10 protein-coding genes are annotated in these 12,494 nt (G+C 66.8%); 6 read left to right on the forward strand and 4 right to left on the reverse strand.

Features of this window, described 5'->3' with window-relative positions; translation table 11 throughout:
• Positions 1–177: 177 nt before the first annotated feature.
• On the forward strand, positions 178–1,410 hold the full coding sequence (locus DVS29_RS13895; RefSeq protein WP_118181049.1) for a pyridoxal-phosphate-dependent aminotransferase family protein: 1,233 nt from the start codon (positions 178–180) through the stop codon (positions 1,408–1,410).
• 105 nt (positions 1,411–1,515) lie between these two features.
• On the opposite strand, the gene DVS29_RS13900 is transcribed toward DVS29_RS13895, so the two are convergent.
• Positions 1,516–2,727: an MFS transporter gene (locus tag DVS29_RS13900; protein ID WP_118181050.1), complete on the reverse strand. Its 1,212-nt coding sequence runs from the start codon at positions 2,725–2,727 to the stop codon at positions 1,516–1,518.
• Positions 2,728–2,970: 243 nt separating this feature from the next.
• Between DVS29_RS13900 and xdhA the strand changes: the two genes are divergently transcribed.
• From xdhA to xdhC, 3 genes are read left to right on the forward strand one after another with little or no spacing between them, the layout of a single operon-like run.
• The gene (gene xdhA / locus DVS29_RS13905) at positions 2,971–4,488 is read left to right on the forward strand and encodes a xanthine dehydrogenase small subunit (protein WP_118181051.1); all 1,518 of its coding nucleotides are present in this window, start codon (positions 2,971–2,973) and stop codon (positions 4,486–4,488) included.
• A gap of 25 nt (positions 4,489–4,513) precedes the next feature.
• Entirely contained in the window at positions 4,514–6,892 is a 2,379-nt protein-coding gene (xdhB, locus tag DVS29_RS13910) for a xanthine dehydrogenase molybdopterin binding subunit (RefSeq protein WP_118181052.1), read from the forward strand.
• Positions 6,889–7,476, forward strand: coding sequence for a xanthine dehydrogenase accessory protein XdhC (gene xdhC / locus DVS29_RS13915; RefSeq protein WP_118181053.1), 588 nt, complete (start codon positions 6,889–6,891; stop codon positions 7,474–7,476). Before xdhB ends, xdhC begins: the two co-directional genes overlap by 4 nt.
• A 70-nt stretch (positions 7,477–7,546) precedes the next feature.
• On the opposite strand, the gene DVS29_RS13920 is transcribed toward xdhC, so the two are convergent.
• The 3 genes from DVS29_RS13920 to DVS29_RS13930 form a co-directional block, all read right to left on the reverse strand.
• Complete coding sequence (locus DVS29_RS13920) at positions 7,547–8,518, reverse strand: LysR substrate-binding domain-containing protein (protein WP_118181054.1); 972 nt, start codon at positions 8,516–8,518, stop codon at positions 7,547–7,549.
• 127 nt (positions 8,519–8,645) lie between these two features.
• Positions 8,646–9,305 carry a 2-hydroxychromene-2-carboxylate isomerase gene (locus DVS29_RS13925; protein ID WP_118181055.1) on the reverse strand — a complete coding sequence of 220 codons (660 nt, stop codon included), beginning with the start codon at positions 9,303–9,305 and terminating at the stop codon, positions 8,646–8,648.
• A 176-nt stretch (positions 9,306–9,481) separates the two neighbouring features.
• Positions 9,482–10,933, reverse strand: a complete 1,452-nt coding sequence (locus DVS29_RS13930) for a TAXI family TRAP transporter solute-binding subunit (protein ID WP_118181056.1) — start codon at positions 10,931–10,933, stop codon at positions 9,482–9,484.
• A gap of 550 nt (positions 10,934–11,483) precedes the next feature.
• Between DVS29_RS13930 and DVS29_RS13935 the strand changes: the two genes are divergently transcribed.
• Both DVS29_RS13935 and DVS29_RS13940 read left to right on the forward strand, forming a co-directional pair.
• The gene (locus tag DVS29_RS13935; RefSeq protein WP_118181057.1) at positions 11,484–11,828 is read left to right on the forward strand and encodes a BON domain-containing protein; all 345 of its coding nucleotides are present in this window, start codon (positions 11,484–11,486) and stop codon (positions 11,826–11,828) included.
• A gap of 345 nt (positions 11,829–12,173) precedes the next feature.
• Positions 12,174–12,467 carry a hypothetical protein gene (locus tag DVS29_RS13940; RefSeq protein WP_118181058.1) on the forward strand — a complete coding sequence of 98 codons (294 nt, stop codon included), beginning with the start codon at positions 12,174–12,176 and terminating at the stop codon, positions 12,465–12,467.
• Positions 12,468–12,494: the final 27 nt, after the last annotated feature.

Below are 12,494 nucleotides of genomic sequence, written 5' to 3' on the forward strand. Positions count from 1 at the left end.
CGTGTCAGGCGGGGCCGGCCAGGCACTGTCAAAAAACTTGCACAATCGTCGCGAACAGGGAATGATCGAACGACCACGCGGCGGTGCGGCGTATGGCGCTCATGCGATCCCGTATGGTGCGGTATGCGCCTCGCCGCGAGGTTTGTCCGCGCAACCGCCCACTCCGTTCGATCGACCATGTCCATGTTTTCCGTTCCCTGTCCCTCCGTCGAATCGCTCGACGCGATCCTGCCCGAAGAACCACTCCTGATGATGGGCGCTGGCCCGGTACCGATCCCGGCCGCGGTCGCGAAGGCCAACACGATCGTCATCAATCACCTGGGTGGCACGATGTCAAAGGTGATCGGCCAGGTGAAGACGATGGCGCGCTACGTGTTCCAGACCAACACGAAGTGGGTGCTGGGGGTCGCGGGCCCGGGCTCGGCCGCGATGGAGATGGCGATCTCGAATCTCGCGTGGCAGGGCACGCGCGTGCTGGGCATCCAGAACGGTTTTTTCAGCGCGCGGATGGCCGAGATGGGCCGGCGTGTCGGCGCCGACGTCGCGGTGCTCGAGGTGCCGGAGCGCTCGGCGGCCGCACTCGAAGCGGTGGAAGCCGCGATCCGCCGCGAACGTCCGGAGGTCGTAACGATCGTGCAGGGCGAGACGTCCAACACCGTGTGGAATCACAACCTGAAGGAGATCGCCGCGCTCGCGAAAGCAGCGGGCGCGCTGGTGATCGTCGATGCGGTGTGTACGTTGAGCACGATGCCGCTCGACATGGACGCGTGGGGCATCGACGCGGTGATCACGGGCGGCCAGAAGGGCCTGTCGTCGATTCCGGGCGTGTCGCTGATCGCGTTTTCGGATGCCGCGTGGGAGCGCATGAAGCATCGCGACAAGGCGAATGCGCACTGGTGTCTCGACGCGTCGCTCGCGGAAAACTTCTGGCACAACGCCGGCTATCACTACACGGCGCCCGTGTCGGGCGTGCTCGCGCTGCACGAGGCGCTGCGGCTCGTGTGCGCGGAGACGCTGGAGAAGCGCTTCGCGCGCCATCTGAAATGTTCGCAGGCGTTGCAGGCGGGCATCGACGCGATGGGCCTCGAACTGTTCACGCCGGCAACGTGCCGTCTCAATTCCGTGGTCGGGATCCGCGTGCCCGATGGTTTGACGCCCGCCGAGATCTGCGGACATATCTCGGCGCAGCACCAGGTCGAGATCTCGGGTTCGTTCGGTCTGCCGATCGTGCGGATCGGCCAGATGGGCGAGCAGTGTCGGGAACACAACCTGTTCCGCACGCTGCATGCGTTCGGCCGCACGATGGTCGATCTGGGCGTGGCGGTCGATCTGCCCGCAGGTGTGGCTGCACTCGAGAAGTCGCTGTCGGGCGGCGCGGCGCGGGCGGCGATGTCTCGCGCAGCGGCTTGACTGCGCGTGAGTCCGCGGCGCTGATCACACCACGCAAAAGGGACCGGCGCGTCATGCTCGCCGATCCCTTTGCCATTGCCGGAGCGCTGCTCGCGGCGTGTGCAGTTACGTCACCGCGGGCCTGTTCGGCACGCGGTGATAGCGCATATACAACATCGTCGAGAGTCCAACCGCCGCGGCCGCCGCGATAGCCGCGAACAGGAACACCGAACCGTAGCCGAACTCGCCCGCGATATAGCCGGCGAGCGGCCCGGTGATGCCGAGCGACAGGTCGAGGAACACCGAGTACGCGGACAGTGCCGCGCCGCGGCTGGCCGGTGGCACGAGCGCGACGGCTTCGACGCCCAGCGCCGGGAACACCAGCGCGAAGCCGAAGCCTGTCAGCGCGGCGCCCGCGAGCGCGACGTGCGGAATCGGCGCGAGCCACAGCATCAGGAGGCCCGCGCATTCGCACGCGAACGACACGATCGCCACGCGGAACCCGCCGTACGTCTTGATCGAGTTCGCGAACAGCAGGCGCGAGCCGATGAAAAGCGTGCCGAACACCGTCAGCGACAAAGCTGCGTTCGGCCAATGCCGAGCCGCGTAGAACAGCGTGATGAAGGTGGCAATCGAACCGAAGCCTGCCGAGCCGAGCGCAAGGCCAATGCCGTGCGGCAGCACGCGCGTGAACACGCTGCGGTACGACATCCGTTCCCCGTGCACGACCGGTACCGGCGCGACGGGCCGCGCCAGCGCATAGCCGGTCGCCGCGAGCGCGATCACGACCGAGCCGAGCGCCCAGAAGCCGAGGTTGCGCGCGATCAGCACGCCAAGCGGCGCGCCGACCGCGAGCGCGCCGTAGGTCGCGATGCCGTTCCACGAGATCACGCGCGCGTTATTGCTCGTGCCCACGCGCCCGATGCCCCACAGGATCGCGCCCGTGCCGCACAGGCTTTCGCCGAAGCCGAGCACGAACCGGCTCAGCACCAGCAGCGTCAGGCTCGCGGCCGGCCAGCGCCCGCACAGCACCGCGAGGAGCAGCAACGCGCCGCTCACGCCGGAGCCGATCAGGCCGATCGACACCGTCCGCTTCGGTCCGAGCGTGTCCGCCGAACGGCCCGCGAGCGGCCGCGACGCGAGCGTCGCGAGGTACTGCACGCTGATCGCCGCGCCGGCCAGCACGGTGCTGAACCCGAGGTCGTCGTGCACGTAGCCGGGCAGCACCGCAAGCGGAATCCCGATGTTCAGGTAGCAGATGAACGTGAAGAAGACGACCGGAATGATCTGGAAGGTCGTCGAAAGCTGGCTGCGCGATGAAGCTGGGTCGGCGGACATGGGGAAAACGAGACTTGAATTCGGCGGAGAGCCGTGATTTTCCCATGGAACCGGTCCCGATGCGGGAAATTCTTGGCATTTGGGTGGGCTAAAAACGGTGTCGGATGGGTTTTCATATCGATCCAACGATATGACCCGCATGTCAGCCCACCTATGGGTTGTAAATATTGATGGTGATAGTTTTCGAATCGTCCCCGCAGGCCACGTCCCGCGTGGCCCAGAACAACCGAGACGAGTCGATTCATGTCCCAGCCCATCCGCTTCTATCACCGCAACGCGATCCGCGAAGTCACGGACGCGCCCGTCACCCGCACCGTGCTTCAGTACCTGCGCGAAGACGTCCGCTGCACCGGCACGAAGGAAGGGTGCGCGGAAGGCGACTGCGGCGCGTGCACCGTGATCGTCGGCGAACGCGACGACGCGGGCGGCGTCAGCTTCAAGGCCGTGAACGCGTGCATCCAGTTCCTGCCGACGCTCGATGGCAAAGCGCTCTTCACCGTCGAAGACCTGCGCCAGCCGGACGGCAGCCTGCACCCGGTGCAGGAGGCGATGGTCGAATGCCATGGCTCGCAGTGCGGCTTCTGCACGCCGGGTTTCGTGATGTCGATGTGGTCGATCTATGAGAAGCACGGCCACGAGCATGCGTGCGCGAACCGCACGGTGCCCTCGCGCCAGCAGATCAACGATGCGCTCACGGGCAACCTGTGCCGCTGCACCGGCTACCGTCCGATCGTCGATGCGGCGGTGCGGATGTTCGATCTGCCCGCGCCGAAAGCGCCGCTCGACGTCGCCGCGCTGTCGAAGCAGCTCGCGACGATCGCGCGCCCGGACAACTTCCACTACGAGCACGCCGGGCAGCAGTTCGACGCGCCGCGCACCGTCGCCGAACTCGCGCGCATCAAGGAAGCCGCGCCGGACGTGCGGATTCTCGCGGGCAGCACCGACATCGGCCTGTGGGTGACGAAGATGATGCGCGACCTCGGCAATATCGTGTACGTCGGCCAGATCGCGGAGATGCGAAATATCACGGTTGACGACGAATGGATCTCGATCGGCGCGGGCGTCACCGTCGAAAACGCGTACGACGAACTCGCGAAGCACTACCCGGAACTGTGGGAGATGTGGAAACGCTTCGCGTCGCTGCCGATCCGCAATGCCGGCACGCTCGGCGGCAACGTCGCGAACGGCTCGCCGATCGGCGACTCGATGCCCGGCCTGATCGCGCTCGGCGCGCGCGTGGTGCTGCGTGGCGGCGATATCGAACGCGAACTGCCGCTCGAAGATCTGTACCTCGCGTACCAGAAGAAGGACATGGCCGAGCACGAGTTCGTCGTCGGCCTGAAGGTGCCGACTCGGACGGGCCGCCGCCAGAACCTGCAGTTCCGCACCTACAAGCTGTCGAAGCGCTTCGACTCCGATATCTCCGCGGTGTGCGCCGCGTTCGCGTTCATCGCGGACGGCGACACGGTGCACGAGCCGCGCATCGCATTCGGCGGGATGGCCGCCACGTCGAAGCGCGCGAGTCACGTGGAAGCCGTGCTGGCCGACGCAGTGTGGCACGAAGCCACCGCGCAGGCCGCGATGCTCGCGCTCGCGAAGGACTACCAGCCTTTGAGCGACATGCGCGCGACCAACGACTACCGCCTCGAAGCCGCGAAGAACGCGCTGTACCGCTTCTGGCTCGAAACGCGTCCGAACAACCCGCTGCCGAAGGCGGCGCTCGATGTGCGCGCGGTCGAAGCGACCAGCGCCGCTGTCTGATCACCAGGGATACGGAGAACCACGCATGAACCAGCAAGCCGAACCGTTCCTGAAAGACGCGCAGCAGCTCGCCGACTTCACCCAGGTGCACGTTTCGCGGCCGCACGAATCCGCGCATCTGCACGTCAGCGGCCGCGCCACCTACACCGACGACATCCCGACGCTCGCGGGCACGCTGCACGCGGCGCTCGGTCTGTCGACGAAGGCGCACGCGAAGATCACGTCGATGACGCTCGACAAGGTGCGCGCGACGCCCGGCGTCGTCGCCGTACTGACCGCGGACGATATTCCCGGCGTCAACGATTGCGGCCCGATCATCCATGACGATCCGATTCTTGCGGACGGCATCGTGCAGTACGTCGGCCAGCCGATGTTCGTCGTCGTCGCGACGTCGCACGACGCGGCGCGGCTCGCCGCGCGCCGCGCGGAAGTCGTGTTCGAGGAACTGCCCGCGGTGCTCACGCCGCAGCAGGCGCGCGCGGCCGAGCAGTACGTGCTGCCGCCGATGAAGCTCGCACGCGGCGACGCCGGCGCAAAGATTGCGCGTGCCGTGCATCATGAGGCCGGCGAGATGACGCTCGGCGGTCAGGAGCAGTTCTATCTGGAAGGCCAGATCGCGTACGCGGTGCCGAAGGACGACGACGGCATGCACGTGTGGTGCTCGACGCAGCACCCGAGCGAAATGCAGCATCTCGTCGCGCACGTGCTCGGTGTGTCGTCGCACAACGTGCTGGTGGAATGCCGGCGGATGGGCGGCGGCTTCGGCGGCAAGGAATCGCAGTCGGGCATCTTCGCGTGCTGCGCGGCGCTCGCCGCATGGAAGCTGCTGTGCCCGGTGAAGCTGCGTCCGGACCGCGACGACGACATGATGATCACCGGCAAGCGCCACAACTTCCACTACAAGTACGCGGTGGGCTACGCCGACGACGGCGTGATCGACGGCGTGTCGGTCGACATGACGTCGCAATGCGGCTTCTCGGCGGATCTCTCCGGTCCGGTGATGACGCGCGCCGTCTGCCACTTCGACAACGCGTACTGGTTCCCCGACATCGCGATCGAAGGTTACTGCGGCAAGACCAACACGCAGTCGAACACCGCGTTTCGCGGCTTCGGCGGCCCGCAGGGGGCGTTCGCGGTCGAGTACATCATGGACGACGTCGCGCGTTCGCTCGGGCTGGATCCGCTCGACGTGCGGCTGCGCAACCTGTACGGCAAGACGGAGAACAACGTCACGCCGTACGGCCAGACCGTCGAAGACAACGTGCTGCAGGAGCTGATCGCCGAGCTCGAATCGACGAGCGGTTATCGCGCACGCCGCGCCGCGATCCGCGAGTTCAATGCGACGAGCCCGATCCTGAAGAAGGGCATCGCGATCACGCCGGTGAAGTTCGGCATCGCGTTCAACGTCACGCACTTCAACCAGGCCGGCGCGCTCGTGCACATCTATACGGATGGCTCGGTGCTCGTGAATCACGGCGGCACGGAGATGGGGCAGGGGCTCAACACGAAGGTCGCGCAGGTCGTCGCGCACGAACTCGGCGTCGGTTTTGGCCGCGTGCGGGTGACCGCGACGGATACGTCGAAGGTCGCGAATACCTCGGCCACCGCCGCGTCCACCGGTTCCGACCTGAACGGCAAGGCCGCGCAGGATGCGGCGCGCCAGTTGCGCGAACGTCTCGCGGCATTCGCGGCGGAGAAGTACGGCGCGGGCGAGGTGAAGGCCGCGGAGGTGCGCTTCGCGAGCGACTGCGTGATCGTCGGCGAGGCGATCGTGCCGTTCGAGGAGATCATCGCGAAGGCGTACGTTGCGCGCGTGCAGCTGTGGTCCGATGGTTTCTACGCGACGCCGAAGCTGTACTGGGACCAGGCGAAGCTGCAGGGCCGGCCGTTCTTCTACTACTCGTACGGCGCGGCCGTGTCGGAAGTGGTGATCGACACGCTGACGGGCGAAATGCGCGTGCTGCGCGCCGATGCGCTGCACGACGTGGGCGCATCGCTGAACCCGGCGCTCGATGTCGGCCAGGTGGAAGGCGGCTTCATTCAGGGCATGGGCTGGCTCACCACCGAAGAGCTGTGGTGGAAGCCGGACGGCAAGCTGATGACGCACGCGCCGTCCACCTACAAGATCCCGACCGTGAACGACACGCCGCCGGAGTTCAATGTGCGGCTGTTCAAAAACCGCAACGCGGAGGACAGCATCCACCGCTCGAAAGCGGTTGGCGAGCCGCCGCTGCTGCTGCCGTTCTCCGTGTTCTTTGCAATCCGTGACGCGGTGGCCGCAGTGGGCGACTACAAGGTCAACCCGCCGCTGAATGCACCCGCGACGGCTGAAGAAATTTTGAAGGGCGTGAATGCGGTGCGGAGTGCGACGTCGGCGACTGCTGCCGCGGGAGCCGCGCGATGAACACGCAATTCAGCCTCATCGCGAACCAGGCGGGCTCGATCACCATCGGCCGCCGCAGCACGTCGCCGCGACCGAAGCCCGCGCCGATGCACATCGTGCTGTTCGGCGCGGGCCACGTCGGGCATGCGCTGATCGCGCTGCTCGGCACGCTGCCGTGCGTCGTGCAGTGGGTCGACGAGCGCGACGAACTGTTCCCGGACGAAGTGCCCGCGAACGTGCAGATCGAGGCGACCGACACACCCGACGCGATCGTCGACGAAGCGCCCGCGGGCGCGTACTTTCTCGTGATGACGCACAACCACGCGCTCGATTTTTCGCTGGCGGCGCGCATCATGCGCCGCACCGATTTCACCTACTTCGGGATGATCGGCTCGAAGACGAAGCGCGTGAAGTTCGAGCGCCGTCTGGTCGAGCGTGGCGTGGATGCCGAGCGGCTTGCCGAGATGACGTGTCCAATCGGCGTGGGCGGCATCGTCGACAAGGCGCCGTCGTCGATCGCGCTGGCGGTGTGCGCGGAGCTGCTGCAGGTGCGGTGTGCGCAGCAGACGGCACTGGCGATGACGACGGGCGAGTTCGCTAGTTGATGTTTCACACGCGGTTTCAACCGCGGTTTCAAGCGAAACGCCGTACCTGCAAGGCGCAACACCTCCCCACTCAATCCTCTTTCCGCACCCCACGCCGCGCGCTTCGCGGCGCGTGCGACGTCAACTTCTCCGACACGCGGGACATCAGCTCGCGCAACCATTCGATATCGCCCGGCCGGTCCGGCTGCGGATGCCACATCTGATAACAGCGGATGCGCGGAAACGGAATCGGCGCCTCGACCACCGCGAGCGGCAGCAGCTGCGCGTAGTGCGTCGCGAAACGGCGCGTCGTCGTGAAGATCAGATCCGATTGCAGCAGCACCTGCGGCACGAGCCCGAAGTACGGCAGCGTCGCGACGATGTGGCGTTCCGCGCGCGCCCGCGCGAGACCGATGTCGATCGCGTTGCCGCGCGCGCCGCTGTAATGCGTCGGCGCGAGATGCGGCGCGGCGAGGTACGCGTCGCGCGTGAGCCGGCCGTCTTTCGCGAGCGGATGGTCCGCGCGCATCATGCACACCACAGTGTCGGCAAACAGGTCGCTGCGTTCGAAGCGCGGATCGGGCTTCGGCCAGTTGCCGATCACGAGATCGAGTTCGCCCGCGTCGAGCGCTTCGGTGTGATCGAGCGTCGGCGTCAGCGACTCGATCTCGAGCCGCGCATTGGGCGCCGCCTCGCGAAACGCCGCGATCACGGTCGGCATGAAGAAGTCGTTCAGATAATCCGGCGCGGCCACGCGGAACGTGCGGCGCGAGCGCTCCGGTTCGAAGTCGCCATGCGGCGTCGCGACGAAGTCGACCTCGCGCAGCACGCGCTGCGCCGAACCCAGCAGCGACTCGCCGTATTCGGTGGGCACCATGCCGGACTTGCCGCGCACGAGGATCGGGTCGCCGAGCACTTCGCGCAGCTTGCGCAGCGCCGTGCTGATCGCGGGCTGGGTCTGGTTCAGCCGCAGCGCCGTCTGCGTCACGCTGCGTTCGACCAGCAGCGTGCGCAGCACGCGCACGAGCCAGATATCGAGCGAATTGGCGTGATCGTCATCCATGCGTTGCACCGGCGGGCAGAGCCCGTTACTGAAGTCGCATAACCTTAGGCTGCTTTCTATCGCACCGGCGCAGCCGCGCGTTATGGCCGGCATCACGCGAGATGCGCCGGCCCCTCGCGTGAAGACGTCAGTCGTGGCCGAGCACGGTGCCGGGCCTGCCGGCCGCCAGCTTGCTGATGCGCTTCACTTCCTTCGAGTCGAGCCAGTTCGGCGTGCGCGCGCAGTACAGCACCATCGGCAACGCATCCTCGCCCCAGAACATCTGATTGTTCAGGCGGAACGTTGGTACCCCGAACACGCCGAGCCGGATCGCCTGCTCGGTGTTGTTCGTGAGCTCGTGGCGCAATGCGTCCGAGCCGGCCAGCGCGTGGCCATCCGAAATACCGACGCGTTCGCACAGCGCCTTGAAGTTTTCTTCGACCGAAGGATCGTGTCCCTCGCGCCAGATGAAGCGGAAGATCTCGCGCACGAGCGGCACTTCGCCGCCGCCGGCGATCGCGAGCAGCATCGCGTTGGTCGAGTCGAACGGATGCAGCGGCGGCATCCGGAACGGAATGCCCAGCTGCTCCGCGCGAAACAGCGCGTGACGGTAGATGAAGCCGCGCTTGGTGGGCACCTCGTACGCAGGCCGCTGACCCCAGTGCTGGTAGAGGTCGTACAGCATCACCGGCGTCATCACGAACGGGAAGTTCGGCCATTTGTCGTACTGCTCGAGCAGCAGGTACGAGAACGGCGAAACGAAATCGTAGAAGAAGCGCGGCTGGGTGGCGTCGATGCCTTGAGTCATGTTGTACGTCTCCAGTAAGCCCGTGAGCCCGTGTGGCCAGGCCCGACGCGCCATCTGTCCGCGGTCGGCAGCACGTGCCGCCGCCGATGGCGGACAGAAGGCATCGGCATCTGCCCGTGCGTCGGAATGGCTACGATCTTACGCGGAAGGCGCGCCCGCGTGCATCGGGCGATACCTCAGGCCTCGTCGGGCGGCACGTGTTCGGCTTCCCCGCCGCGCCGGTTGTCTTCGTCATCTTCGTCCTTGCCGGCAGGCTCGCCGGCGGACGGATCGTCGCCCGCTTCGGGCGCGGCGCGCTCGTGCAGCAGCCGCTCGCGCACGAAACCGATATGCTCGCGCAGCACGTAGAACTGGTCCGCATACGCGAGCGGCATCTTCAGGCCGTTGACGGAGTCTTCGATCGCATCGAGCCGTTGCCGCAGGTTGCGCCGCTCTTCCGTGGACGTGTCGCTGAGCGCGCTGCGCTCGATCGCGATCAGCGAGCCATACCAGCGATAGATGCGCGACTTCACGCGCCACGCGTACAGCGACGGCACGAGCCGCAGGCCCGGAATCAGCACGACGATGATCGGCACGAGCAGCACGACGAGCCGGTCGGCAAGGCTCGCCACCCAGAACGGCAGCGACCGGTACAGGAAGCTCTTGCCCGACTTGTAGTAGCGCGCGGCGTCGTCGCTGATCGGGAAATCCTGCACACGCGGCGACGGGAATTCGCCCGCGCGCTGCAGCAGGCTGGCCTTGCCGTGAACGTCCTTCGCGGCTTCGATCAGCAGATCGGACAGCGCCGGATGCAGCGAATCGCGCGCCACCAGTTCGACCGTCGGCGCGACCATGTGCAAGGTCTGCGGCGGCAGGTTCTTGCCGAGGTCGAACGCGCCCATCGGCAGATCGATGGCGGTCAGATAGGGAAAGCGCTTCGCGTAGGCCTGGGCCTGCACGAAGTCGAAGAACTGGATGTTCGGCGTGCGCAGCAGCCGGCCCATCATCGCGGGCTGCGCGGAATCGCCGGCGAGGAACACCGCGTCGACCTTGCCCGCGACGAGTTCGTCCGCCGCTTCGTCCGCGGACAGCGACAGCAGCTTCGTCGTACCGCCTGGCTCGATGCCGTTCTGCTTCAGCAGCGCAAGCGCGAGCTGCCGGCTGCCGCTGCCTTCGCTGCCGATCGACAGACGTTCGCCCTTGAACTCCGACAGCCGCGTCGCGGTGGGGCCGTGATAGAAGATCGCGAGCGGCACGTAGGCCACGCTGCCGAGCGAGACGAGCCCCTCGGGCGGCTTCGGCGTCGATACGCCGTCCTGCACGAAGCCCACGTCCACGTCCGAATGCGGATCGGAAAGCCGCGTGAGGTTATCGAGCGAGCCTTGCGACGGCAGCACCTTCAGCGTGATGCCGTTGCGCGCGAGAATGTCCTTGTACTTCTGCGCCGCGTTCCAGAACGAACTGCCGGGCGGACCGGCGCTGATGGTCATCGTGCTGGGCGGCGCGGGCTGGATCAGCCGCACCGCGAGATAGATCGCGGCGGCGCTGATCAGCAGGATCGGCCCGAACGAGACCGCGAGGTCGCGCCATGAGATCGCGACGAAGCGGGCGACGAGACGGGGACGTTTGCGGCCGGAGAAACGCTTCATGGTGCGCGGCGTGCGTGATGCAGAGAGAGTGGTCGGGCAGTGCGGACGGACCGGGCCCCGCGGGTGCGGGCATGCGTCGCCGGACCGGGCCGCCGCGTTCGGGCCGATGGTACATGAGATTGCCGCCCGCGCGGCGCCTCTTGCCGGTGCAGGGCGTCACCGGTGTGTAACAGAACGTGAGCGGGAACGTACACCGGGCGGCCATCGCGCGGGTCGACGCACGGGTTGCCGCGGGCGGACTACGCCCACTGCCATTTGCGCTATTGTTGCGCGTAGACTAAATTGTCCATCGCTGCCGGGCTCCACCGCCCGCGCGGCGCGACCCGGGCACTGCCAACAGAACCGGGCGCGCGGCGCAGGTCGGCAGCACACCGGTCGTCGTTGCCGCGGGTTGGCACGCCGGCGGCCGGCGCCTCTCGTCTCTCGCACATCGCGTTACCCGCTTGGCCGGTTCCTGCCGTAGCCACACCATGGCTGCGGTGTTGCCGCGAGAAGTCGTAACCAGGCCGCTTCTGTCTTGCGGTCCAAACCGAAGTGACAAGGAGAAATCATGAAATCGGTCGATTTTCTGAAGGCGCTGTGTGGAGCAGTTGCGGTCGTGGTGGCGTGCAGCGCGTATGCGCAATCGAGTGACACCATGGCGGCGAGCGCGCCCGCCCCGAGCGCCAAGGCAGTCAAGAAGCAGAATCGCACGCTGGGCCTGCAGGTTCGCAAGGCGCTCGCGAAGGCTCAGGGTATCGATGTGTCGAACATCGCCGTGCGCGCGCGCGGCGGTGCGGTCTCGCTGACGGGCACGGTGCCCGATGCGAGCCAGATCGACAAGGCCGGCGAAGTCGCCAAGGGCGTTGCGGGCGTGACGTCGGTGTCGAACAAGCTGAATGTGCAGGCGCAGTAAGCAGCACGCGCAGTTAGTCGGAATAGCGGGCCGGCGCGGCTGGGCAATCGCCGCCGCCGGCTCTCGTGAATGACGCCTTTCAGGACGGAGTGCGCGCTCGCGCCTGCTCCGTGACCCTCCTCTAGTGGGCGCCGGGCCAACTGGCGCCCCTTTTCCTTGCCTCCTTGCGAAAGCGAAACGTGGGTTGCGCGGCAGAACGCACGCCCGTGCCATTCGTCCGGTCGCGATCCAATCCGCACGATTTCGCACGTTGCGTTGCCGCAAGTGCGGAGCGACACACAACTTTCCTGGCACGCGCGCTAGTGTGGTGTATCACGGAAATGCGCGCATCAGCGGGAGAGCATCATGAGCACGGCACTTCGCGGGCACGGTTATACCGATCTGCCGATCGGCGACCGCGCCGCTTTCGAACTGGTCTGCGCACGGCACGGTTTCGCGCCGGCGCACTTCGACGTCGAGATCTCCGACGACCCGCCTTCGGGCGACGACCCGGCCGCCGCGCCGTCGGACCCGCCGTCGGACCCGCCGTATCTCGTCACCGTGCGGCGCGGCGGCTGGGCGCAGTCTTATCACGCGGGTCATGCTGGACGGTGGGTGCGCGAATTCGAAACTGACCTGAACTGCCGGTTCTTTCGCTGAGCCCGCGCGATCGCGGCTAACCGGGAC

Source organism: Paraburkholderia phosphatilytica, assembly GCF_003443895.1.
Taxonomy (GTDB): Bacteria; Pseudomonadota; Gammaproteobacteria; order Burkholderiales; family Burkholderiaceae; genus Paraburkholderia; species Paraburkholderia phosphatilytica.